Here is a 25,613-nt window from a genome sequence, read left to right as displayed (position 1 = left end):
AGTTCCTAAATTTTATTCTTATGTTATATTTTATTATAAAGGAGTGACTGACTTGAAATTAATAATTACAAGTATTGAAGCCCAGAAAAGGCCACATCGGTTTAACTTATATCTTAATCAAACATTTGCTTTCGGTATTAGTGAAGATACCCTAATTAGCTTTCAGCTCCATAAAGGACAGACTATCTCTCAAAAAGTTCTTGAACAAATCAGAAATGATGAACAAATAAATCAAGCTTATCAAGCAAGTCTGAACTATTTAACTTACCGCATGCGTAGTTCTGCAGAAGTCAAGAAAAAATTACGTAGTAAAGATTACCCTGATGATATTATTTCTGCAACGATTAGTAAACTTAAACAACAAAATCTACTAAACGATTATCAATTTGCGTTAGCTTATTTAAAAACAATGCAAAGAACTGCAAGTAAAGGTCCTTACGAAATTAAAAAAAAGCTACAGGAGAAAAGAATTCCGCCCGAGCTAATTGAAAAAGCATTTAACGAGTATGATCTACAAAATGAACAAGAATTATTAGTTAAACTAGTTGAAAAATATCTTACTCACTATCAAAACTGCTCTTTTAAAGAAAAGATCACTAAGACTAAACAACGCCTAATGATCAAGGGATTTACTAGCACCTCGATAGACGCTGCATTGGTAAAGATTTCTCCTGACGAAGATCCTGAACAAGAAACCCAAGTACTTCAAAAACTTCTGTCAAAAACCTGGCAGAGATATAATTCATTACCAGTTGCCAAACGTAAACAAAAAGCTAAGCAATTTTTATTTCGTAAAGGCTTCCCGCTCGAAAAAATTGATCAAGCTTTAATAGAAATGACTGAAAATTAAGCCTATTTTTCTTTAATTTTCTTTATTAAATAACGCTTAAAACGGTTTTTGCGTGGAATTATTTGATGATAAACGACTTCTTCTAAAGTAGCATTTAAAACTGCGCCTAACATCACAACCCAACCAGAATAGTTAAGCCAAAATAAGAGTACAATAAAAGTTCCCAACGTTCCATAACTTAAAACTGAGCGCGCAAAATAACGAACATAAATCGAAAATCCTTGAGCCAACAAAATCCAGCTGATTGTCGCAAGGATTGTTCCGGGGATAATCAGCCAAAAATGTACTTTGGCATTCGGTAAAAAGAAATACATTGCACCTAAGATAAACAGCAAGCCCAAAACAGTTACCGGCCATTTAACTTGAATGAACAAGCCAGTTAAATTTTCAGAAATATTTAAAATTGGCGTTAAATAATCTAATACTAGCTGTCCAAAACTAAAAAGAATAATTATTATTGCTAATGAAGCTAATAATAAAAACGTAATCACAATTGAAAATAGTCTAGTCATTAAAACATTTTGTATATTCTCAACTCCATACGCTGTGTTAAATGCTAATTTAAGAGAATTGATTCCTCGACTAACTGCCCATAATGCTACTAGAGCACTAATGGAAATTAACCCACCGCTGCCATGATCCAAGAAAGATAATATGATTGGGCTTAAAGTATGGTAAATTGTTTTAGGAACAGCATTCTCCAAATATGTCAAAATTGTTGCTGCCTTCACGTTGAGCAGCGGTAATAAGTTTCCAATCAAAATAATTGTCGGGAAAATAGCTAGCAATGCATAATAAGCAATTACAATCGCCGCATTGTTAATATTGATCGCCGTTAATCGTTTTAAAATTTGTTTGAACAACTCTCTAAAAAAGTCAAGACTTATCTTCTTCAGGCTAATCGACCTCCAACACGTAACAATTAGCCACGCTAAATTTACTCATTTGTGGTTGTATTTGAAGACGTGTATGTTGAATTTGTTCCAGTTGATGAGGCAGCAGCAGGAAGCTTCAAAGTAGTCCCTGTTGAGATTGTGCCTGTAGTCAAATCATTTAAATTCATAATGGCTGTGGCTGTCGTCCCGTAATTAGCTGCAATACTGGATAATGTATCACCCGATTTTACCACATAGTAGCGATAAGAACCATTTTTTGAACTGCTTGTAATCGCACTAGAACTGCTATGTTTTTCAGTGCGGTTTGTTGAGGAGTAACTTTTCTGCGTTTTTTTTGTTGAACTTGAATTACTTGATTGACTAACCTTTCCATATTTTTTCTGAGCAGTTTGTCTTTGTTTTTGATACTCAATCTTTTGCGCCGTTTGATTATCCCCAAAAAAGCTCTGAATTCTCGCGTTAACTACTCGACTGCGAAAACCAATAAAACCAACAATTAATAGTATTACAACCAATAAAATTCCAAACCAAACTTTTTTATTTACTTGATGTTTACTTCTTCGTGACATACTTTCCCCTCCAAAAAGCAACTTAAAATTATATAATAATTATCGAATATTATCACTTTTATTTCAAGCTAAATTTGTGTCATTGAAAATTTTCAAAAACAAAAAGCTGTAGCAAAATCAAAGTTTTGCTACAGCTCGACTTAAAGCCCAATAATTACTTCAAGTTTTTTGCCAATTCTTTAATATATGCTTTCAAATCGTCTTTAACTTCTGGATGATCCAGTCCAAACTCAATTGAAGTTTTAAGAAAACCAAATTTATAGCCAACATCAAAGCGCTCACCCTTAAATTCATGGGCAAATACTCGTTGGATTTTATTTAAACGATCAATTGCATCAGTCAATTGAATTTCGTTACCGGCGCCAACTTTTTGGGTTTCTAGCATTCCAAAAATTTCTGGTGTCAGCAAGTAGCGGCCAATAATCGCCAGATCACTTGGTGCTTTAGCAACCGGTGGCTTCTCAACAAATTTTTTGACATCATACAAGCCCTGACTAGTTTCTGAACCAGGATCAATAACTCCATATTTATAAACTTGATCATGTGGGACACGCATAACTGCTAAAGTAGAAGCATGTGTTTGTTCATAACGATTAATTAATTGTTTCGTTAACGGTACACGATCACGCATTAAGTCATCGCCAAGCATAACAACAAATGGTTCATTACCAACAAAATCCTTAGCCATTAAAACAGCATCCCCAAGGCCTTTAGGATGAGGCTGACGAATAAAGTACAAATTAATGTCTGTCGTTTGTTCAACTAATTTTAATAAATCAGTCTTGCCCTTTTCCTTTAAATTTTGTTCCAATTCAGGAACAGAATCAAAGTGGTCTTCAATTGAGCGTTTCCCCTTACCAGTAACTACCAAAATATCTTCAATTCCTGATTTTCTTGCTTCTTCAACGATAAATTGAATCGTTGGTTTATCGATAATTGGAAACATTTCTTTAGCCAAAGCCTTTGTAGCCGGTAAAAAACGTGTTCCAAGACCAGCTGCCGGAATGACTGCTTTTCTTACTTTCATTAAAAAAACTCCTTTATCACTTCATAACAGAACAAGATTATTATATCACGGTTTTTAGTTGAATAAAAACGTTATCTTTAAAAACATTTTGTTAAGATTTTATCAATAATTCAACAAATACTTCTGATCAAAAGTGGCATCTTGTGATGTTAATATTTTTGGACCATCGTCAGTAATTACTAAGGTGTGTTCATATTGACATGATAAACTACCATCTGCGGTTCGCGCAGTCCATCCATTTGGATCATCCATTTCTGCCTTCCAAGTACCGATATTAATCATTGGTTCAATTGTGATTGTCATCCCCGCTCGCAAGCGTAAACCATGGCCTGCTTCTCCATAATGAGGAACATTTGGGCTTTCATGCATCGTTGGTCCAATACCATGTCCGACGAATTCACGGACATCACCATAACCATTTTCATCCTCAGTATAGTGCTGGATAACAGCTCCAATATCTCCTATCCGCTTGCCTACCTTGGCCTGATCAATCCCTAAATACAATGCCTTTTTAGTTACATCCATTAATTTAGCAACTTCTGGTGACGGAGTACCGACCGCATAACTCCAACATGAATCACTCATAGCACCGTGGTAATCAACAACCGTATCGACTTTGACCAGATCACCGTTTTTTAAGATTAAACTTTTTCGGGGAAATCCATGACAAATTTCGTCATTGACACTGACACAGGTGGCATATTTATAACCTTCAAAACCAATTTGGGCAGCTACCGCATCATGCTGTCGATAATATTTACGAGCAAATTCCTCAATTTCCCAGCTGGAAATCCCAGGTTTGATAATATTTCGCAAGCCCTGATGCATGCCTGCTAAAATAGCTCCGGATTTTGCCATCTCTGCAATTTCTCGTGGTGACTTAAGTGTAATCATTTTTTATTGCCTCCAATTAGTATTCAGTAATTATTATAACCTATAATTTGTAGGTTCGCGCAGATTACTTCTAGGCGAATTTTTTTACCAACTTAAACACTATTTTGTTATAATTGATTGAAAGCTTTATAGGAAGGATGATTTAATTTGGTTAAAGCAAAAGTAGTTTTTGCATCAATTACCGGCAATAATGAAGATGTAGCCGATATTATTGCCGAGGAACTTGAAAAAAAAGGTGTCGAAGTTGAAACCGATGAAATTTCTCAATGTGACGCAGCCGATTTTGAAGACGTTGACCTATGTATCGTCACACCATACACCTATGACGAAGGAGCTTTGCCCGATGAGGGAATGGATTTTTATGATGATTTAAATGAATTAGATTTGAAAGGTAAAATTTTTGGCGTGGCAGGTTCTGGTGACACATTTTATGGCGAATATTTTTGCACAGCCGTTGATGATTTTGCCAAAGCCTTTGAAAAAGCAGGTGCTGTGCAAGGTGCTCCCGCTGTTAAAATCAATCTAGCACCCGACTCTGAAGAAGATATTCAAAAATTAACTACCTTTGCCGACCAATTAATTTCTACTTACGAAAAATCAAATTCATAGTCGTTTTAGAAGAGGAGTGCAACAATGACCGACAAACTGTCAATAATTGTACCTTGTTATAATGAGGAAGCGGCTATTCCACTTTTTTATCAAACTGTACAAAAAATCAAACCACAACTTAAACAAGTTGAATTAGAATATTGGTTTATTAACGATGGATCAAGTGATAATACATTAAACGAATTGCGAAATTTGAATCTGTCTGATCCGCAACATGTTCATTATGCATCTTTTTCACGCAATTTTGGAAAAGAAGCTGGACTTTTTTGTGGTCTTCAGCAAGCAACTGGAAATTTAGTAGTAGTTATGGATGTTGATTTGCAAGACCCCCCTGAGTTATTACCACAAATGCTGGAACTAATTCGCAGTGGCAATTATGATTGTGTGGGTACACGTCGAACAAATCGTAAAAATGAGCCTCCCATCAGATCATTCTTCGCCAAACTATTTTATCGTTTAATTAATCGTATTTCTGATACCCCGATTATCGATGGCGCCCGCGACTTTCGCATGATGAATCGGCAAATGATTGATGCAATCTTATCAGTCCAAGAATACAATCGTTTTTCCAAAGGGATTTTTAGTTGGGTTGGTTTTCGAACAACTTATTTAGAGTATACGAATATTGAGCGTCAAGCCGGCCAAACTAGTTGGAATTTCTGGAGCCTCTTTAAATATTCTATCGATGGAATCGTCGCTTTTTCTGAAATTCCACTTGACCTTGCAGCAATTGTTGGTTTCATCTCCTGTCTAGGATCCGGAATTGCAATTGTTTGGATTATCTTGCGAGCATTATTATATGGTGATCCAACGGCTGGCTGGCCCTCTTTAGTTTGCTTCATTCTTTTTGTTGGTGGTATTCAACTTTTTTGTCTGGGAATTGTTGGAAAATATATCGGCAAAATCTTTTTAGAAGTCAAACACCGACCAATTTACTTAATTCAAGAAAAAAAATAAAATAATAATAAATTTTAGCTCCTTACTTCGCAATTATGTCGCTTTAAGTTACAATGATATAGTTGAAGTAAGGAGGTTTTTTCTTTGCCCATCTTTTTCAAAAAAGAAAAAAATTTAAAATTATACATATACTATAGTTTAATTTTTTGCTTAGCGGCCGTCTTTGTTTATGGAACTTATTTTTTAACTGGCCATTCTTTAATTTGGCGGCTTGATGGTGCCCAACAGCATTTACCATTATTACAAACGTATCGAAAATTTTTAATTTATCGTTTCCAACATCCTTTTAGTCCTTTGCAACAATGGACTTGGAAAATGGGTCTGGGTAGTGATTTATATCAAATTTTCGCATATTATACAATCGGCGATATTTTTAACTACTTAATTTTACTTTTTCCGGCCAATAAAATTGTAGCCGCATATCAATTTCTAATTATTTTACGCCTATATTGTGCAGGATTAGCATTTTGCTTTTTTGCTAATCATTTTAAATTGCACCGACCAGCTATTTTAGGTGGCACGTTAGTCTACATTTTTAATGCTTTTCTTCTTTACTCTAATGTTGCTCAACCCTTTTTCACTTTGCCTTTCATTATTTTTCCCTTATTACTTTTAGCAATTGAAAAAGTCCTCCAAGGAGGAGCTTGCTGGCCCTTAATTTTAATGTTCAGCTGGATGTTGTTTAATAATTTTTATTTTGCCTATATCTTAGGAATCGGCAGCTTTATTTTTCTTTGCCTGCGTTATTGTTTCAATTATCGTAAAAAAATTTCTGTTGGGAAAACCTTAGTTAAATTAGCATATAGCAGTGTAATCAGTTTATTAGTAACAGCTGTTGTCTGGCTGCCTGAAGTTATCGCTGTCCAAAACTCTACTCGCGGCAATGGCCCCTTTGCCAACGGTTTAAAGCTTTATCCACTCTACTACTACATTGCGTTACCATCTCAACTAATCAATGGAGGAAATCGTGATTTCTACTTTTGGAGTGCATTGGGGTTTGCAAGTTTTGCTTTTTTTGCGATTGTTTTTATTTTTAGTCATGCTCGTCATTATCCAGTAATTGTTAGCAGTTTGCTTTTAGGAGGAATATTTTTATTACTTCCAGCTGCTGGAGCTAGTTTAAACGGGTTTTTGTCTCCTTCCAATCGCTGGACATTAATGCTTTGCTTGCCAATAGCATTGTCTGTAGCAATTACAATTGAACAAGTTACACGAATCACGTCCAAAGTTCTTAAACTTTTTAGTTGGAGCTTAATATTTTATAGTACGTGGTTAGCTGGCAGTTATTATTTTCAAAATAATGAACGACTATTTATTCCACTAATTTTTCTCTTTTTAAGCTATTTTTTACTAGTGGCAGCTGTTCACCACAAAATTCCCATTCGGCTAACAAAATTAGTTTTCGTTGGAGCAATTTTATTAAATGTAGTCGCTAATGCGGTTTATTTTGAAGCCCCTTATAATGGTGGTTATTCCAATGAAATGCTACCTTCTGGCGGTTTCCAGAAATTAGTCAAAAAACGTTATGCTGGTTTGGATCAAAATTTAACTGGCAAGGGCTATCGTGTCTCAACAATTAGTCAAAATTATTATCTCGGTAATGGTGTTCATATGTATAACGCTGTTCCTAGCAAGCTCAATTCCATTAGTTCATATTATTCACTCCAGAATAAATATTTAGGCAATTGGGCAGAATCTTTAGGAATTAACCAATATGAAGCTAATATTCCCTTAGGTCAAGTTGATGATCGATCAATTTTAAATAATTTTTTAGGTGTTAAATATCTGTTTGTCAAAAAAAATCAAACAAACAGTCAAAAAGTTCCGGCTGGTTATCAGCTTGATCGGGTTTCAAATCAAATACCTGATGCTAATCAAAGTAATCAATTGAGTAACCAAACTGAACGTTATACGACCAAAAATGCTTTTCCCTTGATTTATTGGCAAAATAAAGTTTTTAGTGCAAAAGTTTATCAGCAGTTGTCCGCTACCCAAAAAGAACAAGCCCTTGTAAAAGGCGTCCAAACAACTAAAAGTTATGGTCTCCGTTCAGCTCGGGTAACTCCTAAAAAACAACAAACAATCAAATATCAATTAATTTCTAGTCGAGGAAATTTGCTTGATTCACATAAAATTACTAAATTTGATAGTGCTGAAACATACCGTCTCATCTTAGATCCCACACAGTCATTAAAAAACGTTGAACTGCATGTTGAAATTTCTGATTTAAAATATCAGCAATTAAAACTTAGCCAACAACTAAAGCTTGAAGAAATCCACCAGCAAACTGCCGCTGATGAAGGTCTTTTGTCAAATAACAATCAGTTAGAATATTATCGTTACCTTCGTTATCATATTTTACAAGGCACACCTGATAACAGCTTCAAATTGACTGTTAGCTCTTCCTTGAGCGATGAGAGTCTGTTTCAACCTCAGCAAGATCAATTATCATTTTATAAAACTGTCACTGGTGGTGTCTTGAATCTTGGGTATTTTGAAAATAATCTTCCAAAAACTTTATCATTAAATCTTTCAAAATTAGGTTATTATCATTTCAAATTAAAAATCGTAGCTGTCGAAATTAATCACAGTTATTCGAAACAAGTTCAGCAACTACAAAAACAACGACTTAAGGATTTGAAATTCAAAACCAATCAAGTAACTGGAAAAATTACAACTAGCAAAAATGGAATTTTGACTTCATCAATCCCTTACTCTACTGGTTGGACAGCTAAAGTTGATGGCAAACCAGTCAAAGTTTTAAAAACCAACCAAGCTTTTGTCGGATTGTATCTAAGTGCTGGTAACCACCACGTTATCTTAGATTATCATACCCCAGGCTTAAAATTTGCAGCCAGGTTAAGTGGTATAAGTTTTATTTTGCTGCTAACAATCTCACTGTTCAAATTTATTTGGAAAAAACGTTTCTTTCAAAATAACAACTAACTCCAATTAAACTGTTCAAACTTATTTTTTGCTAAAAAAATTTTTTATTGTTAAAATCAATTTACAATTAGAAATTAAAGGAGGTCATTTATGATTACCCGCCTAGGAAAGAGATTTTGGGGACAAACCCTTTTATTATTAGCGGGCCTAGAATTAATTACTATTTCAATTAATTTCTTCTACGCACCCATCAATGTCGCAGCTGGAGGAGCTACTGGGATCGCGATCATCATTGATGAAGTCTGGGGTGTAAATCGGGCATTTACTGTGTTATTAATTAATATCCTAATGATTATTTTGGCATACTTTTTCTTAAACAAACAAATTTTGCAAAAAATTTTGGCTGGCAGTTTTATCTTACCTTTACTGCTTTATCTAAATCCCAGCTTTAAAGTTGTCAATGATTCTTTGCTAGCCGCAATTGCTGGTGGAACTATTTTTGCTGCTGGAATTGCCATTTTGTATCGCATTAATGCCTCTAGTGGGGGAACAACTGTCCCGCCGATGATTATTAAAAAGTATTTTCATGTTAATCCAGCAATTTCGCTGTTACTAATTGATCTTGGCGTAACTTTATTTAATATTCCAGTTGCTGGTTTTAATTCGTTTGTTCTTGCCAGCTTCTCTTTGATTATTACATCTTTAGTCATGCGATATATCGAAACTGGCTTGGATCACAAATACCAATTGCAAATCGTCAGTGAAACAAAGCTCCCAGAAATCAAACAAATGCTGCTTAGTCAGCAACAAAGTTTAACAATTTATCACGCGGAAGGCGGTTATAGCGGAAAAAACAAAGATATTTTGTTACTAGTTACCGATAACCAAAACTATGGTCCGCTAATCAAACAGATTCATCAAATTGATCCTAACGTCTTTATCATTACTTCCAATGTTGTTAAAGTCCACGGTGGCCGATGGTAAATCAAAAAAGCGAAATCGTTTTAAGAAACTCAGTAATAATAACCAGATTTATTATTACTGAGTGTTTCTTGTTTGATTTCGTTTTTTTTTGTGTGAATTTTCAACTAATTTTTACAAATAAAATAAACAACTCCAAATTCATTTACTGCATTAACGTTACTAAATAATCTGCAAAATCACTGGTTGATAACTCAACCGCTGTTGGTAGTTGTCGCGCAAAGTCAATAGTAACATGTTGTTTAAACAACGCTTGTTTTACTACCGACCTAATTAAATCAGCTACTGGTTGCCATCCTAGATACTCAAACATCATCACACCAGAAAGAATCAGCGAGGTTGGGTTAAGTTTATTTTTCCCCGCAAACTCTGGAGCAGTTCCATGAGTTGCTTCAAAAATCGCCTGTCTGCTTTGATAATTAATATTTGCGCCTGGAGAAATCCCAATTCCACCCACTTGAGCAGCTAATGCATCAGAAATATAATCACCATTCAAATTTAACGTAGCAATTACCGAAAACTTTTCGGGATGCAACAAAGATTGTTGGAAAAAATTATCAGCAATCAGATCATTCACAAAGATTTTTTTCTCCTTAATTGCTTCCGTTTGCGCCTCGTTGGCCGCTGCTAACCCCTTTTTGAGTTTAATTTTTGCAAATTCTTCACTCGTAAAAACTTGGTTGCCAAAAAATGCTGCTGCTTGGTAGCCCCATTTTTTAAAACTACCCTCTGTTTGCTTCATGATATTTCCTTTGTGAACCAAAGTAACTCGTGGTAAATGATAATCAATTGCGTACTGAATCGCTGCTTTTACCAGTCTAATGGAACCCTCTTTTGAAACTGGTTTAATAGCAAAAGCTGAACTTTTTGGAAAACGGACTTTTGCTAATTGATGCTGTTGTGTCAATAGTTCTAACAGTTCAGTGGCTCCTGTTGTTCCTGCTGCGAAATCAATCCCAGCATAAATATCCTCCGTGTTTTCACGAAAAACTGTCATTGCTACTTTTTCAGGGAATTTTACCGGTGAGGGCACTCCAGGAAAATAAGCCACTGGTCGAACACAGGCGAATAGGTCTAGTTCCTGTCGAAGTGCTACATTTAATGAACGATGTCCTTGACCGATTGGAGTTGTCAATGGCCCTTTAATTGCTACTAAATGCTGTTTTAAGCTGTTAATAGTTTTTTCAGGTAACCAATGTCCTGTTTCTTTAAAAGCAACTTCTCCCGCCAATAATTCTTGCCAAATTACTTTTCTAGAATTCCCGTAAACTTTCGTTACTGCTTGGTCAAAAACTTTTTTTGCAGCTAACCAAATCTCAGGACCAATTCCATCACCAGCAATAAATGGAATAATTGGAAAAGCTGGTACTTGCAGTTTCCCGCCCGCAAGAGTCACATTTTCCGGTTTATTCATTATGATCACCCACTTTTCTTAAATAATGTCTTCCAGTCGGTCCAATATATACTGAACTTGGACGAATTAAACTACCTTCTTGCCGTTGTTCCATGATATGAGCCAGCCATCCAACAGTTCGGCATGCTGCGAAAATCATCGTAAAGGTTTCTTTTTCCAAACCGATGCAATGATAAATTAAGGCTGTGTAATAATCGACATTGGGATGCAAATTAAATCTCGCAAACATATAATCTGCAATTTTAATTTGTAGTTGATAGTAAACTTGATTATCTGTTGTTTGAGCCAATTCAGCTGCAATCTGTTTTAAAATTCTAGCTCGTGGGTCCCCATCCTTGTATATTCGATGACCAAATCCCATTATTTTTCGTTTGGCTTTTAATTGGTCTTGCAGATACTTTAATGGATCGATTTGTTGTTGCTGAATCGTCTCCAGCATTTCGAACACTCTTTCATTTGCTCCGCCATGTAATGGTCCTTTTAAAGCGCAAACTGCTGCTGTTAAACAGGAATAATAATCTGTCAAGGTCGAGGCTGCCACTCTAGCTGTAAAAGTTGAAGCATTAAATTCGTGATCAGCATGCAAAATCATGACAGTTGAAAACATTTTTGCTAAACGTTTGCTTGGTTTTTTCCCAGTCATCATCAACAAAAAGTTTTCAACCACTCCCAAATCTGGATCAATTTCCATTAATGGTTCATTATCACGAATTCGAATAATTGCTGCAATTGCCGTCAACATTTTTGCTAGGATTTTTGGTGGTTCGTCATGTTCAACGTCGTTTGTCGTGCCCAGTAAAGAGGTTGTGGTTCGTAAAATGCTCATTGGATGTTGCGGTTCTTTAGCAATATATAATAAAAGTCGAATTGTTTCGGCTGGTAAAACCATTTTATTAACTAAATCCTGTCGAAAAGCAACTAATTCTGTTTGCTTAGGCAAATGCTTGTACCACAGCAAAAAGACAACTTCTTCAAATGAAGCTTGTGCAATTTCTTCAATTGGATAACCTACATAAATTAAATGCGCATTTTTTGTTGAACTAATCTTGGTTTCATCAACAACAATTCCAGCTAACCCATGGTTTTTTACCATTAAACATTTCTCCTTACTTTAATTATTTCATTTTTTCACTAATTACATAGGGCAAAATTCCGCTAGCTTTAAAATATTCAGCATCAATTGGAGCATCAAATCTAACTTGGGCTGTAAAATTAATTTGGTGCTCTGGTGAACTGGCTGAAACATTTGCTGTTTTACCATTTAAAACAATTTTGAATGTTTCGTTACCGATTAGACCTAATTTTTCAGCTGTGTCTCCTGTTAAAAATTGTAACGGTAATACCCCCATCATTACTAAATTAGATCGATGAATTCGTTCAAAGCTTTCAGCTATCACGGCCCTAACACCTAACAATTCAACTCCTTTGGCTGCCCAGTCGCGTGAAGAACCCATTCCGTAGTCTTTGCCAGCTAAGATAATCGTACCTATACCATCTCGTTGATAATCCATTGCAGCCTCATAAATGGTAGTTTCCTTTCCAGTCAACCATGACTTAGTATAACCACCTTGTAATTTAGGAGTTAATTGATTTTGTAATCGAATATTAGCCAAGGTCCCACGCATCATCACTTCATGGTTTCCACGTCGTGAGCCGTAAGAATTAAAATCTTCAATTCTAACACCTTGAGCTTGCAAATACTTGCCAGCTGGTGTCGTTTGTCCAATAAAACCGGCTGGTGAAATATGATCAGTTGTAATTGAATCACCCAACTTGGCTAAAAGTCGCAAATTGACTAGATTAGCAGTCCGCTGATGAAATAAAGGCGGCGATGCTAAATAAGTTGATTTTTCATTCCATGGATATGTCACCGATTTGGTAATTGGCAAGGCATTCCAAGCTGCATTTTGGCTGAAAATATTTTGATAATTTTTTGAAAAAAGTCGCGGTTTAACATATTGATGAATAACCTCACTGATTTCAGACGCCGAAGGCCATAAATCACTCAAAAAAACATCTTGTCCTTGCTGATTTTTTCCTAAAGGTTGATGTAAAAGATCAATATTAAGTGTTCCTGCTAAAGCATAAGCAATCACTAGAGGTGGTGAAGCTAAGTAGGTATCCTTGATTAAGGGATTAACCCGACCCTCAAAATTTCGATTGCCACTTTCAATTGCTGCCAACGGGTAATTGGTCTGACTGACTATTTCTTGAACTCCCGGCTGCAGCTTACCGGAATTACCAATACAAGTCGTGCAACCGTACCCAACAATGTTAAATCCCAATTGATTCAGTGCGTCTTGTAAATCAGCTGCCTGCAAATAAGCTGCCACAACTCTTGATCCTGGTGCAAAGGAAGTCTTAACATAAGCGGGTACACTTAAACCAGCAGCGACAGCATTTTTTGCCAGCAATCCCGCTGTAATTAAAATCTCTGGATTAGAGGTATTGGTACAACTCGTAATGGCAGCAATTCCTAAAGAACCTGGTTGTAAATTAAATGACTGTCCAGCTGATTCTACTTTACAGTCTGACAATTGAGTGTACTTTTTAAAATTTCGTGGTAATTTCGATAGCTCAACTAAATCTTGTGGTCGTTTAGGACCAGCAACACTGCTGGTAACCGTCCTCAGATCTAATTCAACCATTTCAGAATAATGCTTGTTTTGATCTTCATTTTCTTGATACCATAAATGATTTATTTTGGCATATTTCTCAACTAATTTAATTTGATCTTCCGAGCGATCCGTTAACCGCAAATATTCTATAGTTCGCTGGTCTATCGGAAAATAGCCGCAAGTTGCCCCATACTCCGGTGCCATATTAGCAATAGTTGCCCGGTTAGCTAATGGTAAGGCTTTTAAGCCTGGACCATAAAATTCAACAAACTTTCCAACTACTTTTCGTTCCCGCAAAAGATGCGTCAAAGTCAACGCCAAATCAGTTGCCGTAGCCGTGGCTGGTAATTGTCCTATCAAATAAACACCAACTACTTCGGGCATTGGGAAGTATGATTCTTGACCTAACATACTTGCTTCCGCTTCAATTCCACCAACACCCCAACCCAAAACACCTAAAGCATTGATCATTGTCGTATGCGAATCAGTTCCGACCAGTGTATCAGGAAAAACTAAGGGCTTGGCAGCTTCAGATTGACGAACAACTGGTGAAAGATATTCCAAATTAACTTGATGAATAATTCCTGTATCTGGTGGAATTACTGTCAAATTTTCAAAACTTGCCTGCGCCCATTTTAAGAAAGAATACCTTTCTTGATTTCGTTTAAATTCCTGCTTAATATTATATTCAAGTGCCGCTTCATTCCCAGCCATATCAACCTGAACCGAATGATCAATTACTAAATGAACTGGCACATCAGGATTAATCACAGTCGGATCACCACCACGCTTTTGAACTTCCTCACGCATTGCTGCTAAATCAACAAGTGCTGGTACCCCAGTAAAATCTTGTAAAATAACTCTTTCTGGCTTGTATGGAATATCGTTACTATGATGTTCATCCCAAGCTCGGAAAACTGTTAGATACTTTCTTAAAGCCGGTTTTTTAAAACTCTGACGTAAAGTTAGTTCCAACAAAACTCTAATGGAGTACGGAAGTGTTTCAATCTGAACTGCTATTGAACTTAAATAAGCAGCAATATCATAGTAATAATATTGCTGTCCAGCTAAAGTGAACTCTTTACGAAAAGTGTCTGTCATGCTAAATCCTCCATTCCTTAATACTTTCTAAGATAATTTTTAATCATTCTAACACAGAACTAATTAGAGATAACTTACATCCAACGTTAATTCGCTAAATTTTTCGTGCTTTCATAACCCAAACTTAAATAATCTCTTATAAAGCAATTAAGGAACCGATTACATTTTTATAAAACAAATATTTCAAGACTTTTTTTAATTTGTAAATCTAACAAAAAAACTGGGAAAATTTCCCAGTTTTTCTCCTAAAATTTGTCAAGTTCTTATCTGGATCAAATGATTTTATCGTTGCTGATACTTTTGCCACATCTCAGTACATAGTCGATGACTTAAACAGATATTTTTTTGTTTGAGTTTTGTTGAGGTTTGCGAGCGAACAGCTTGTATAAAAGCCGTTACCATTTGTGAAAAGCCATAAACAGCTAATGGTGTCGCCCATTTTTCTGGTGTCCAAATTCTTTTGGTCGTTCCCGTTTCTAATTCTAATTGCTGCAAATTCTTTAAATTACCATAACCAGAACCACTAGTTAACTGAATTTGTTCGTTCTCAGCACCAGCCTGAGCATCCAAAGCAATCCAGGCTGTCGTATGTTCTGTTTCTAATTGCATAACGGCTGTTGTTAAATAGCCCTCGTTGGCTTTGATTTGACTTGTAACATTTTGAATTGGCTCATCAATTAGGTATACTGCCGTATCAAGCAGATGAATGAACATTTCATTTATCATATCACCCACAGGTCGTTTAAAGTTCATCAAGTTCTTTTGAACATTTAATAGTCGTTTATTAGGAACTTCCTTCAAACGATCAACCATTGGTGCAAATCGGCGATTAAAACCTAACATAAAAATTCGGCGGTTATCTAGCGCCAACTTTTGTAAATTTTTTATCTCTGTTAATGATTCTCCAACTGGCCGATCAATAAAGACATGAATCCCTTTCTGTAAACAGTGCTCAGCCAATTTCAATTGTTCTGCGGAGGAACCATGAATAAAACAAGCATCAATTCCGTTAGCAATCAATTGATCCAAACTCTGATACGGGCAACTAATTTGATATTGCTGCATTAACTTTTCTTTTATTTCTGGTTTGTTAACCACAAACAGGAATTCGCCTTGATTACGATTTTCAAAATATAACGGCAAAAACAATTTTAACGCTTGTTCTTCAACACCTATAACACCGAATTTCATTTAACAGCTCCCTCTCAACCGTTTTAACAAGCTTGTTGACTGGTATAAGCCAAATTAATTATTCGCGAAAATCACCATCAATAATAGTGTCATCTTTCTGCTTTAAAGGTTTTTGCTGATCAGGCATTACAATAGCCGCAATCACGTATAATAAAATTCCTAAAAATATCTGTCCAGGGAAAATAATCAAAAGTGCTCCGATAATTCTCGTCCAAGATTTATCCCATGAAAAGTATTCAGCAATTCCACCAAATACACCAGAAACTATTTTATCAGCCGATTTAGTCAATTTTCGTTGTCTATTCATAATTGCTCTCCTTATGATTAATTGTTCAAACACTCCCTTACTACAAGATTACTATGATTTAATTTCAAGTTCAATTGATTGTACACAAATAAACTTGAGCTAACTATTTTCTGAAACAAATATTCCAAATAGCAAAATATCACAAATAAAAATTTCCATTATAAGTAAATAGAATAAAGATTACTAAAAGTTCATTATATTTAACAATAGGTTTATACTGACATATAATATTATTAAATAATATTTTTTAATTTAGCCTGATTGATATATACTAGATTATTTATTTTAATCTCAGGAAATAGAAATTCTTTATTGGTTGTCTATTATGGATAATTGCTACTAACTTTGATTTATGAAATGTCTAACCTAATGATAACCTCCCAATTTAATTTTTACAGACCAACGACTGGTCGTAACTACCTATTTTTTACTTACTATTTATTTTTCAGAAAGGAAGCCGCTGTTTTATGAAAATTGCTCTAATAACACAATATCTTGAAGGCCATGGTGGCACCGAACGTGTAATTACTGAATTGCTAAACCATGATTTAAACAACACTTATTTAGTTTTAGTTCCACACAGTGGCGATCATCCCGAGTGGCTTCAATGGATTAAACGAACAACTGGTCAACAGGTTAAAATTTGTTCAACTGTCACGAAAAATGAGCAGCTAGAATTTATTACACAAAACTTACTTACTTATCAACCAGATATCGTTTTAGGATTAGAGGGAAAAGCCAATCGATTAGCTGCTAAAATAAGGCAACAATACCATTTGAATTATCAGATTGTTTCTTGGGGACATACTTCCATTAAGGAAACAGATTTTTTCAGTCAAGATGATTTACAGTTTCCAGATTATCATCTAGCTATCAGTTCTGGTATTGAAAAGCAACTGCAAGAATTAGGCGTTCCAGCTGCTAAAATTTTTCTTATATACAACCCTGTAACCATTGAACGTCAACCTATTATTCCCATTCCCCCCAAAAATCAGCCATTCCATCCAGTCTTCATCGGTCGAATGATCCTTGATGGTCAAAAAAATATTCGGTTGTTATTTGACTCTCTCAAATTATTACAAATTCCTTGGCGATTAGATATGTTTGGCAAAGGCTATGATTTAGCAAAAGTTAAGTATTATGCTCAAAAATTAAACATCGCAGAAAAAATCACTTGGCATGGTTGGCTGCCAGATCCTTGGGAAAAAATCCGTCAAGCTGATGCTCTCTTACTAAGCTCAAATTATGAAGGTTTTCCGATGGTGCTTGTTGAAGCAATTTCTCGAGGATTACCGGTTATCTCGACCAATTGTCCTACTGGTCCACAAGATATTATCAATCAAAAAAATGGAATTTTAACTCCAATGAATGATGCTACTGCTTTTGCTAATGCCTGTACTTGGCTTTATCTTAATCGCTTTGCCTATAACCATCAGCAAGTCCAACAAACTATTAAAATGTTTGATGTTAGAAACTATATTCGACATTTACAAGAAATTTATTGTTATGTGACCGGCAAAACTCAAAAATTAACTTTTAACTTCACTCAAAATAACACTCTAGAACAAACTAGGACTGATTAAAAAGGTTGCAGCAACTAACTGCAGCTTTTTTTATTTCAATTCCGTATTATGATCTTAAAAAAATACAGCCGTTTTCCGTTAGAAAATGTTAGAATAGTTTAACATCGTTAATGCGAGATTTTTAACCTGGGGGGATTTTAATGTTTATCGGAATTGGAACTATCGTCAATACTGGAGCTGTTATTGCTGGAGGATTGGGTGGTTATCTTTTTCAACGGATTTTAACCAAAAAAATGCAAGAAACTTTAATGCAAGCACTTGGAACAGCTGTAATTTTTATTGGTATCTCTGGTGCCTTAAGTCAAATTTTAGTGATTCAACACCATCTTTTAACAACTAAAGGCACTATGATGGCTGCAATTTCATTAGCTCTGGGAGCCTTTATTGGTGAGCTGTTAAATATTGAGGGGCAATTTAATCGTTTAGGAAATTGGTTACGTACACGTGTTGGTCGACAAAATGATTCAAAATTCATTGATGCGTTTGTAATTGCTACTTTGACGACTTGCGTTGGAGCCATGGCAATCATCGGTCCATTACAAGATGCTTTAGCACATGATCCAACTATGCTGTTTACTAAAGCAATTTTAGATGGTGTAATTGTAGCATTATACACAGCTGCGCTTGGAATTGGCGCAATTTTTTGTGCTTTGCCAATTTTTATTTTTCAGGGTAGCATTACCTTGTTAGCGGCAATTATTTCACCTTGGTTGAGTACTTCAATGACGAATGGGATCTCCCTGGTAGGTTCGATGCTCATTTTTTGCATCGGTCTGAATCTTCTTTTAAATTGCAAAATACGAGTCGCTAATATGCTCCCTGCAATTTTGATCGTAGTGCTTTATGCAGTTTTTGAATAGATTTTTCTTGATAATCATCATTAATTAGCACTCGATAATTAAGAGTGCTAATTAATTGCATTTATGGCCAAAATGTTTATTATAGAAGATGAAGCGAGGAATTAAAGAAAGGATGATTTTAGATGGCTAATGATTTAAATCGTTATAATGGTTTACTGGATAATTTAGGTGGCTGGATGAATGATGACTTCTTTAAGAACTTTGGAAAAAATGTTTTCAATAAATTGCCAATTAAAGGTGATTTAAAAACAGATATTAAAGAGACTAAAGATGCCTATCAAGTAAAAATTGATATGCCGGGTTTTGATAAAAAAAATATTCATATCAACTATGATAATGATGTTTTATCAATTGCTGGAACACGTGATAGTTTTAGTGATGAAAGCGACAAAGAAGGAAATACTGTCTACAGTGAACGTTCCTATGGCGAATTTTCAAGACAATATCATTTACCCGATGTAGATCGTGACAAAGTTAGTGCAAAATATAATGAAGGTGTTTTAAATTTAACTTTGCCAAAGGTTGAAAAAGTTGAAGATAGTGCGAGTCATATTGAAATTGAATAACTTTGCTAATTAATGAGCGGTTAGGTCAAAAAGTACCTTTTGACCTAACCGCTCATTTAGTTTTGAGAAAATTTCACGTTGACCTATATCTTAATCTTGTCCATGTAGCTAAGTACTAAGACTTTTCCCCGGGTTCTGATGCAATAATTTCTAATTGACCACTAATTTTCCATGATTTAACTTGAAATGGCAAAATTAGATGCTGACCTTTTTTCAAAGAATAGTCTTGTCCATTAATTTGTAATTGGCCACTTCCAGATAAAACCGACATCAACGTATAAGGTGCGTCTTTTCGAACAAAATTTGCTGTTCCACCACCAGTCAAGTCCCAACGATAAACCGCAAAAAAGTCAGTCTCCACGTATTGGATCACTTGTGCATCCCCCACTCGATATTTTTTCGATTGTAATCTCGGATCAACGTGTGGAACATTCGTGACGTCAATTGACTGTTGCAAATGCAACTGTCTCTTTTGATGAGTTGTTGGATCAACTCGGTCAAAATCATAAACTCGATAAGTCGTATCCGAACTTTGTTGTGTTTCTAATGCCATAATTCCCGCGCCGAGAGCATGGATTGTGCCACTAGGTACATAAAAGAAATCACCAGCTTTAACTGGAACATAACGTAATAATTGCTGCCATTTTTGCTGCTTAATCATTTCAGCTAACTCGGCACGTGTTTGAGCGGTATGACCATAAATTAGTTTAGCATCTGGTTTGGCTGCAATAATATACCAACATTCAGTTTTGCCTAATTCATGTTCATGTTCGGCCGCGTAATTATCATCTGGATGAACTTGTACTGACAAGTCTCTGTGAGCATCTAATATTTTAGTCAGCAATGGAAAAACTTTTCCTTTAGCATTTCCAAAAAGTTCACGGTGTTCTTGCCAAAGTTGATCAAGCGGTACGCCTGAAAATTCTCCATTCTCAACAATTGCCCGGCCGTGAGGATGTGCCGAAATTGCCCAACATTCGCCTGTGTGATCACTTGGTATTTGGTAACCAAATTCACTTTTCAGCCGAGTCCCACCCCACATCTTTTCTTGAAAATATGGTTTTAAAAACAAGGGTTCTATCATATTTGCCTCCAAATTACCCGTTATTTAAATTTTTGTCCTGAATCAAGTATAGCATGAAACGGTTTTCTTCGTTAATAAAGAAAATAATTCCCCCTCAATCCTTGTTTTTTCACAAAAGATCTTTTATAATGTGACATGTCGTCATGTGACACTGCGTCATGAATTAATAGAAAGGATTTATGCTATGCCTAAAGATACATTTTACAATCTTGAACCGGCAAAGAAACAACGTTTGTTCGTGGCTAGTAAAGCGGAATTTTCACATAAAAGCTTTGCTGATTCGGCAATTAGCGAAATTGTTAAAATGGCTGGTATTTCTCGAGGTAGTTTCTATCAATACTTTGAGGACAAACTTGACTGCTACCTTTATTTTGTCGGTCAAATTCAAAATGAACGTAACCAAATATTTTTAGATACTTTAATTGCCAACCAAGGTGATTTAATTGCCGCCACTAAACACTTCTTTACTATCAGTATTGAAGATGTTCTCCATGGTACGTATGCTGATTTTTATCAAACCATGATTACCGCTCATGATTTTCGTTTGCATCGCTTTTTGCACCATGGCAGTCGTCAACAATTAGTAAATGATCTCTATCAACAGACTGATCTCAGTCGACTGAAAGTCAACAATTTAGAAGATTTTCGTTATTTAATTGAAATGATTTTAAATATTTTTTTCCGCTCAATTGGCAGCTATTTTATTAATAGCCGTTCACAAACTCAACCAACTGTTGAACAAATTAAAAAGCGCTGTTTGTTAATGCTCGACTGGTTAGCTAACGGTGTTGCAATTAATTAACATTATTTACAAATTGGAGGTTTCCTATGTACAAAATTGTACGTCAACGATTAGCACCTTGGGCTGTCGTAGGAGCAACGATTTTCATGATGATTCAAGTTTTTTGTAATCTTAACTTACCAACCCTAACATCGACAATGATTAATAAGGGTGTCGCAGTTGGTAACACAGCTTACATTTGGAAAATCGGCAAAGAAATGCTCTTGATTGCTTTAATTGGAATCATTGCTTCAGCAGGCAATGTCTATTTTGCTTCAACTCAAGCTCAAAAACTTGGTACTAAATTAAGAGATGAACTCTTTGAAAAAGTACTTTACTTTAGTGGCCATGAAGTTGATCAATTGGGTGCATCTTCTTTAATTACCCGAACAACAAATGATGTTTTACAAATTCAAAATGTTACCGTCATGATTTTACGAATGATGCTCCAAGCACCAAGTATGTTAATTGGAGCAATTATTATGGCCTTTTTGAGTGAAAAAAAATTAACTGGTGTTTTTTTAATCTCACTGCCCTTGCTTGGAATTGCTGTTGGATTAATTATGTATTTTGTTGTCCCTCTTTTTAAAAGCCTGCAAAAAAGAATTGATCGCATTAATTTGGTTTTCCGTGAAGGACTAACTGGTGTTCGTGTCATTCGCGCTTTCAGACAAGATACTTTCGAACAAAATCGTTTTAAAGTGGCCAATAAATCATATACTGACACGGCGATTAAAGCCTTTAGCTTAGTCTCTTTAATGTTTCCAATCATGACTTTAATTTTAAATGCTACCAATATTGGAATTATTTGGCTTGGTGCTAATTTAATTGCTAAAAGATCGATGCAAGTTGGTAACTTAGTTTCTTTCATGACTTATGCAGCTATGATTTTATTTAGCTTCATGATGCTATCTATGGTTTTTGTCTTTATTCCTCGGGCACAAGCAGCCGCAACAAGAATTCAAGAAGTGCTTGATACCAAATATTCTATTCAGGATCAACAACAGCCGACTAAATTAACAATTAGACACCAGCCTAAACTTGAATTTCGACATGTTTTCTTCCGCTATGATCATGCCGAAAACCCTGCGCTAAGCGATGTTAATTTTCAGTTAACTGGTGGACAAACCTTGGCAATCATTGGTGGAACTGGTGCAGGAAAATCAACTTTGATCAACTTAATTCCACGCTTATATGATCTCGAAAAGGGAACAATCAAGCTTAATGGTCAAAATATCAGTCAAACAACACAAAAAGAATTGCATCAACAAATTGCCCTAGTTCAACAAAAAGCATTTCTCTTTAAAGGAACTATTCGCAGCAATCTAACCATTGGAAAAACTGACGCGTCTGAAGCTGAAATGTGGCATGCTTTAGAAATCGCGCAAGCTAAAGACTTTGTCGCTGATTTACCGCAAGGTTTAGATGCAGTTGTTGAACAAAATGGGAGTAATTTTTCCGGTGGACAACGTCAGCGATTAGCAATTGCTCGTGCAGTCATTAAACCTGCAGCTGTTTATGTCTTTGATGATTCATTTTCTGCTCTTGACTTTAAGACAGATGCTAAATTGCGTCGAGCTTTAGCTAATGATCCGCAAATTAAACAAAGTATTGTTATCATTGTTGCCCAAAGAATTGCAACAGTTACTCAAGCAAATCAAATCATTGTTTTAGACGGTGGACAAGTTGTGGGACAAGGAACTCATCTTGAACTTAAACAGCACAACCAAACTTATCAAGAAATTATCAAGTCACAATTACGTGGGGAGGAGATTTAATGCCACAACATGGACCTGCCGCTAACATTGGCAAGGAAGTCGAAAAGCCCAAAAATTTCTGGCAAACTACTTGGCGTTTATGCAAGTATATGGCACCTTGGAAATGGTTCTTATTTATCGTATTTGCATTCGCCATTGGTTCAGTTATCTTCCAAATTATTTCACCCAAAATTTTAGGTGAAGCTACAACTACGATTTTCAATGGCCTGTTAGTCGGTTATCGAAAAATCAAAGTTGGACAGCATTTAAGCCGTTTTCCAATTAATTTCACTAAAATCAAAAATATTTTATTAACTGTTGGAATTATGTATTTAATTTCAGCAATCCTATCATTCTTTCAACAATTAATTATGGCTAATATTTCGCAAAAGATTGTCTATCGACTACGTGCTGATTTAAAAGCTAAAATGCAGCGTCTACCAATCGTCTATTATGACACTCACTCCAATGGTGATATCATGTCACGAGCAATTAATGATATGGATAATATCGCAGGAACACTGCAGCAAAGTTTAGCGCAAATCGTTACCAGTGCCGTAACTTTTGTCGGTGTTTTATTCATGATGCTAACTATCAGTTGGGAAATGACCTTGATTGCCTGTATCACAGTTCCATTAGGTATCATCGTAATTGCTGCTGTAGCTCCTCGTTCGCAAAAATACTTTGCTGCCCAACAAAAAAGTTTGGGATTATTGAATGATCAAGTTGAAGAAAGCTTTTCTGGTCATACGGTCGTTAAAACTTTTAATCGTGAAGAAACAAGTATTGCCGCTTTCAAAGAACAAAATCAAATTTATTATCATTCATCTTGGAAAGCACAATTCATTTCTGGTTTAATTATGCCTTTAATGAACTTTGTTTCAAACATCGGATATGTCTGTGTAGCCGTTGTTGGTGGTTTAAAGGTTGCTAATGGTCAATTGACCTTGGGAAACGTCCAAGCCTTTTTACAATATGTTAATCAGTTTACTCAACCAATTACCCAATTAGCAAACTTGGCAAACACTATCCAAGCAACTGTTGCATCTGCTGAAAGAATTTTCCAAGTTCTTGATGAACCTGAAATGCAAAAGACTAGCGTACCAATTGCCAATCAAACTGCTACCCCAGCCAAAATCCAATTTGAGCATGTTGACTTTGGCTATGCTCAAAAAGAAACTTTGATTAAAAACATGAATTTAAAGGTTGTTAATGGTGAAAAAATTGCGATTGTTGGTCCAACTGGTGCTGGTAAGACTACTTTAATTAATCTTTTAGAACGTTTCTATGATATTAAAGGTGGCTCTTTAAAACTTGATGGACGTGACACAAGAAACCTGCTACGTTCCCAAGTTAGAAAACACTTTGCAATGGTTTTACAAGATACTTGGTTGTTTACTGGCAGTATTTATGAAAATATCAAATATGGACGCGAAAATGCTACTGAAGCAGAAATTTATCAAGCTGCTAAGGCTGCACATGCAGATACTTTCATTCGCCAACTTCCTCAAGGCTATGCAACAGTTTTAAACGAAGAAGCTTCAAATATCTCTCAAGGTCAGCGACAATTATTAACGATTGCTCGAGCCTTTTTAGCTGATCCGGAAATTTTAATTCTTGATGAAGCAACTAGTTCAGTTGACACTAGAACCGAAATTTTAATTCAACATGCTATGGATCGTCTATTGAGTGGACGAACAAGTTTTGTGGTTGCCCACCGTTTATCAACTATTCGTGATGCTGATAAAATTTTAGTGATGAATCATGGTTCAATAATTGAAACTGGCAATCATACCTCACTGATGGCAGCCAAGGGATTTTATGCAGATCTTTATAATAGTCAATTCACCGCTCCAAGCCTTTAATAAAAAGTTGATTAATATCGCTTAAACATAAATTATTCTTTGCGACTCCTGACTAGCAGTGATATAATAACAGTGTCTTGGGTTATTAGCTCAGTTGGGAGAGCGCCTGCTTCGCATGTAGGAGGTCGCCGGTTCAAGTCCGGCATGATCCATTAAATGAATTTCAACTGATGGTAATGGTGCTTAAAATAGCATTGTTGAGGTAATTTCAGCTTAGAGCGTGTCTAATTGTTTTTAAGAATCGGTAATAAAAGAGAACCACAAGAAAACCACAAAATATCTTCTGGCGGCAAGTGACTGTTACTCAAATTGAGTAGCAGTTTTTTTGAGCAATCTTTACTTTCTAATAAATTTAATATATTATTAAATAGATTTTTAAAATTATTGGAGGACTTTGATTATTATGATGGTTAATTTAAAAAATCCTGTTACAAATCAGTTCAAACAATGCAAGGCCGGATTTTCTTGGACTGTATTCTTTTTCGGATTTTTTCCAGCACTTTTTAGAGGAGATTGGAAATGGTTACTAATTATACTAGGAATTGATTTAGTAACCGGATTTTGGTCATTTGGACTTGTTTCTGGCGTTGCAAATATTGTTTTTGCATTTATTTATAATAAGCTTTATATAAATGATCTGCTATCAGCTGGCTATATACCAGCTGATGAATCTTCCAAAAATGCCTTATTAGCTAAGGGCTTTACTGTTAGAGAATAACGAACTAGATTAGCATTGAGAAATCAATGCTTTTTTTATACTAATCTATTTCAATTCGTTCACTAATTCTTCTCCCAAATGAGTATTTTTACGTGTAAT

General features: G+C 35.6%; 22 protein-coding genes and 1 tRNA gene. 13 read left to right on the top strand and 10 right to left on the bottom strand.

What is annotated here, in order from left to right:
- Positions 1–52: 52 nt before the first annotated feature.
- Positions 53–850: a recombination regulator RecX gene (gene recX, locus G6O73_RS01080; RefSeq protein WP_057884829.1), complete on the top strand. Its 798-nt coding sequence runs from the start codon at positions 53–55 to the stop codon at positions 848–850.
- 2 nt (positions 851–852) lie between these two features.
- On the opposite strand, the gene G6O73_RS01075 is transcribed toward recX, so the two are convergent.
- The 4 genes from G6O73_RS01075 to map form a co-directional block, all read right to left on the bottom strand.
- The gene (locus G6O73_RS01075) at positions 853–1,713 is read right to left on the bottom strand and encodes a YihY/virulence factor BrkB family protein (RefSeq protein WP_224288671.1); all 861 of its coding nucleotides are present in this window, start codon (positions 1,711–1,713) and stop codon (positions 853–855) included.
- Between the two features lie 74 nt (positions 1,714–1,787).
- Positions 1,788–2,315, bottom strand: coding sequence for a LysM peptidoglycan-binding domain-containing protein (locus G6O73_RS01070; RefSeq protein WP_057884828.1), 528 nt, complete (start codon positions 2,313–2,315; stop codon positions 1,788–1,790).
- A gap of 154 nt (positions 2,316–2,469) precedes the next feature.
- A complete protein-coding gene (gene galU / locus G6O73_RS01065) occupies positions 2,470–3,342 on the bottom strand; it encodes a UTP--glucose-1-phosphate uridylyltransferase GalU (protein ID WP_057884827.1) in 873 nt (290 codons plus the stop codon).
- Positions 3,343–3,444: 102 nt separating this feature from the next.
- On the bottom strand, positions 3,445–4,236 hold the full coding sequence (map, locus tag G6O73_RS01060) for a type I methionyl aminopeptidase (protein WP_057884826.1): 792 nt from the start codon (positions 4,234–4,236) through the stop codon (positions 3,445–3,447).
- Positions 4,237–4,383: 147 nt separating this feature from the next.
- Here map and G6O73_RS01055 point away from each other — a divergent pair, with 147 nt between their 5' ends.
- The 4 genes from G6O73_RS01055 (at position 4,384) to G6O73_RS01040 (ending at position 9,672) form a co-directional block, all read left to right on the top strand.
- Complete coding sequence (locus tag G6O73_RS01055; protein ID WP_057884825.1) at positions 4,384–4,845, top strand: flavodoxin; 462 nt, start codon at positions 4,384–4,386, stop codon at positions 4,843–4,845.
- 24 nt (positions 4,846–4,869) lie between these two features.
- Positions 4,870–5,802 carry a glycosyltransferase family 2 protein gene (locus tag G6O73_RS01050; RefSeq protein ID WP_057884824.1) on the top strand — a complete coding sequence of 311 codons (933 nt, stop codon included), beginning with the start codon at positions 4,870–4,872 and terminating at the stop codon, positions 5,800–5,802.
- 84 nt (positions 5,803–5,886) lie between these two features.
- Entirely contained in the window at positions 5,887–8,748 is a 2,862-nt protein-coding gene (locus tag G6O73_RS01045) for a YfhO family protein (protein WP_057884823.1), read from the top strand.
- 90 nt (positions 8,749–8,838) lie between these two features.
- The gene (locus G6O73_RS01040; RefSeq protein ID WP_057884822.1) at positions 8,839–9,672 is read left to right on the top strand and encodes a YitT family protein; all 834 of its coding nucleotides are present in this window, start codon (positions 8,839–8,841) and stop codon (positions 9,670–9,672) included.
- A 142-nt stretch (positions 9,673–9,814) separates the two neighbouring features.
- Here G6O73_RS01040 and icd read toward each other — a convergent pair whose 3' ends face one another.
- The 5 genes from icd to G6O73_RS01015 form a co-directional block, all read right to left on the bottom strand.
- Complete coding sequence (gene icd, locus G6O73_RS01035; protein WP_057884821.1) at positions 9,815–11,083, bottom strand: NADP-dependent isocitrate dehydrogenase; 1,269 nt, start codon at positions 11,081–11,083, stop codon at positions 9,815–9,817.
- Positions 11,076–12,176 (bottom strand): citrate/2-methylcitrate synthase, encoded by a 1,101-nt coding sequence (locus tag G6O73_RS01030; protein ID WP_057884820.1) that lies wholly within the window; start codon positions 12,174–12,176, stop codon positions 11,076–11,078. The genes icd and G6O73_RS01030 overlap by 8 nt, the downstream gene beginning before the upstream one ends.
- Positions 12,177–12,198: 22 nt before the next feature.
- Positions 12,199–14,802 carry an aconitate hydratase AcnA gene (acnA, locus tag G6O73_RS01025; protein ID WP_057884819.1) on the bottom strand — a complete coding sequence of 868 codons (2,604 nt, stop codon included), beginning with the start codon at positions 14,800–14,802 and terminating at the stop codon, positions 12,199–12,201.
- Positions 14,803–15,084: 282 nt separating this feature from the next.
- Positions 15,085–15,993 (bottom strand): Gfo/Idh/MocA family protein, encoded by a 909-nt coding sequence (locus tag G6O73_RS01020; RefSeq protein WP_057884818.1) that lies wholly within the window; start codon positions 15,991–15,993, stop codon positions 15,085–15,087.
- A gap of 58 nt (positions 15,994–16,051) precedes the next feature.
- Entirely contained in the window at positions 16,052–16,300 is a 249-nt protein-coding gene (locus tag G6O73_RS01015) for a PspC domain-containing protein (RefSeq protein WP_057884817.1), read from the bottom strand.
- A gap of 467 nt (positions 16,301–16,767) precedes the next feature.
- Here G6O73_RS01015 and G6O73_RS01010 point away from each other — a divergent pair, with 467 nt between their 5' ends.
- The 3 genes from G6O73_RS01010 (at position 16,768) to G6O73_RS01000 (ending at position 19,309) form a co-directional block, all read left to right on the top strand.
- On the top strand, positions 16,768–17,883 hold the full coding sequence (locus tag G6O73_RS01010) for a glycosyltransferase (protein WP_057884816.1): 1,116 nt from the start codon (positions 16,768–16,770) through the stop codon (positions 17,881–17,883).
- 140 nt (positions 17,884–18,023) lie between these two features.
- Positions 18,024–18,743 (top strand): DUF554 domain-containing protein, encoded by a 720-nt coding sequence (locus G6O73_RS01005; protein ID WP_057884815.1) that lies wholly within the window; start codon positions 18,024–18,026, stop codon positions 18,741–18,743.
- A gap of 122 nt (positions 18,744–18,865) precedes the next feature.
- Entirely contained in the window at positions 18,866–19,309 is a 444-nt protein-coding gene (locus tag G6O73_RS01000; protein ID WP_057884814.1) for an Hsp20/alpha crystallin family protein, read from the top strand.
- 115 nt (positions 19,310–19,424) lie between these two features.
- On the opposite strand, the gene manA is transcribed toward G6O73_RS01000, so the two are convergent.
- Entirely contained in the window at positions 19,425–20,393 is a 969-nt protein-coding gene (gene manA / locus G6O73_RS00995) for a mannose-6-phosphate isomerase, class I (RefSeq protein ID WP_057884813.1), read from the bottom strand.
- Positions 20,394–20,577: 184 nt separating this feature from the next.
- Between manA and G6O73_RS00990 the strand changes: the two genes are divergently transcribed.
- The 5 genes from G6O73_RS00990 to G6O73_RS00970 all read left to right on the top strand — a co-directional run bounded on the left by G6O73_RS00990 (position 20,578) and on the right by G6O73_RS00970 (position 25,514).
- Positions 20,578–21,195, top strand: a complete 618-nt coding sequence (locus G6O73_RS00990; protein WP_057884812.1) for a TetR/AcrR family transcriptional regulator — start codon at positions 20,578–20,580, stop codon at positions 21,193–21,195.
- A 26-nt stretch (positions 21,196–21,221) separates the two neighbouring features.
- Entirely contained in the window at positions 21,222–22,952 is a 1,731-nt protein-coding gene (locus tag G6O73_RS00985; RefSeq protein WP_057884811.1) for an ABC transporter ATP-binding protein, read from the top strand.
- Positions 22,952–24,796, top strand: a complete 1,845-nt coding sequence (locus tag G6O73_RS00980; RefSeq protein ID WP_057884810.1) for an ABC transporter ATP-binding protein — start codon at positions 22,952–22,954, stop codon at positions 24,794–24,796. Before G6O73_RS00985 ends, G6O73_RS00980 begins: the two co-directional genes overlap by 1 nt.
- A 79-nt stretch (positions 24,797–24,875) precedes the next feature.
- A tRNA-Ala gene (locus G6O73_RS00975) sits at positions 24,876–24,948 on the top strand.
- A gap of 251 nt (positions 24,949–25,199) precedes the next feature.
- Positions 25,200–25,514, top strand: coding sequence for a hypothetical protein (locus G6O73_RS00970; protein ID WP_057884809.1), 315 nt, complete (start codon positions 25,200–25,202; stop codon positions 25,512–25,514).
- The last annotated feature ends 99 nt before the right edge of the window (positions 25,515–25,613 follow it).

The organism is Liquorilactobacillus nagelii DSM 13675 (assembly GCF_019444005.1).
GTDB classification, from domain to species: Bacteria; Bacillota; Bacilli; order Lactobacillales; family Lactobacillaceae; genus Liquorilactobacillus; species Liquorilactobacillus nagelii.
Note: the sequence above shows the minus strand (reverse complement) of the source record. Positions and strands in the feature narration are given on the sequence as shown.

What these genes read in the sequence shown, in the direction of transcription:
- G6O73_RS01070 (WP_057884828.1), bottom strand. Translation starts at nt 2,315, where the DNA reads ATGTCACGAAGAAGTAAACATCAAGTAAATAAAAAAGTTTGGTTTGGA.
- galU (WP_057884827.1), bottom strand. Translation starts at nt 3,342, where the DNA reads ATGAAAGTAAGAAAAGCAGTCATTCCGGCAGCTGGTCTTGGAACACGT.
- map (WP_057884826.1), bottom strand. Translation starts at nt 4,236, where the DNA reads ATGATTACACTTAAGTCACCACGAGAAATTGCAGAGATGGCAAAATCC.
- G6O73_RS01050 (WP_057884824.1), top strand. Translation starts at nt 4,870, where the DNA reads ATGACCGACAAACTGTCAATAATTGTACCTTGTTATAATGAGGAAGCG.
- G6O73_RS01040 (WP_057884822.1), top strand. Translation starts at nt 8,839, where the DNA reads ATGATTACCCGCCTAGGAAAGAGATTTTGGGGACAAACCCTTTTATTA.
- icd (WP_057884821.1), bottom strand. Translation starts at nt 11,083, where the DNA reads ATGAATAAACCGGAAAATGTGACTCTTGCGGGCGGGAAACTGCAAGTA.
- G6O73_RS01030 (WP_057884820.1), bottom strand. Translation starts at nt 12,176, where the DNA reads ATGGTAAAAAACCATGGGTTAGCTGGAATTGTTGTTGATGAAACCAAG.
- acnA (WP_057884819.1), bottom strand. Translation starts at nt 14,802, where the DNA reads ATGACAGACACTTTTCGTAAAGAGTTCACTTTAGCTGGACAGCAATAT.
- G6O73_RS01020 (WP_057884818.1), bottom strand. Translation starts at nt 15,993, where the DNA reads ATGAAATTCGGTGTTATAGGTGTTGAAGAACAAGCGTTAAAATTGTTT.
- G6O73_RS01015 (WP_057884817.1), bottom strand. Translation starts at nt 16,300, where the DNA reads ATGAATAGACAACGAAAATTGACTAAATCGGCTGATAAAATAGTTTCT.
- G6O73_RS01010 (WP_057884816.1), top strand. Translation starts at nt 16,768, where the DNA reads ATGAAAATTGCTCTAATAACACAATATCTTGAAGGCCATGGTGGCACC.
- G6O73_RS01005 (WP_057884815.1), top strand. Translation starts at nt 18,024, where the DNA reads ATGTTTATCGGAATTGGAACTATCGTCAATACTGGAGCTGTTATTGCT.
- G6O73_RS01000 (WP_057884814.1), top strand. Translation starts at nt 18,866, where the DNA reads ATGGCTAATGATTTAAATCGTTATAATGGTTTACTGGATAATTTAGGT.
- manA (WP_057884813.1), bottom strand. Translation starts at nt 20,393, where the DNA reads ATGATAGAACCCTTGTTTTTAAAACCATATTTTCAAGAAAAGATGTGG.
- G6O73_RS00990 (WP_057884812.1), top strand. Translation starts at nt 20,578, where the DNA reads ATGCCTAAAGATACATTTTACAATCTTGAACCGGCAAAGAAACAACGT.
- G6O73_RS00985 (WP_057884811.1), top strand. Translation starts at nt 21,222, where the DNA reads ATGTACAAAATTGTACGTCAACGATTAGCACCTTGGGCTGTCGTAGGA.
- G6O73_RS00980 (WP_057884810.1), top strand. Translation starts at nt 22,952, where the DNA reads ATGCCACAACATGGACCTGCCGCTAACATTGGCAAGGAAGTCGAAAAG.
- G6O73_RS00970 (WP_057884809.1), top strand. Translation starts at nt 25,200, where the DNA reads ATGATGGTTAATTTAAAAAATCCTGTTACAAATCAGTTCAAACAATGC.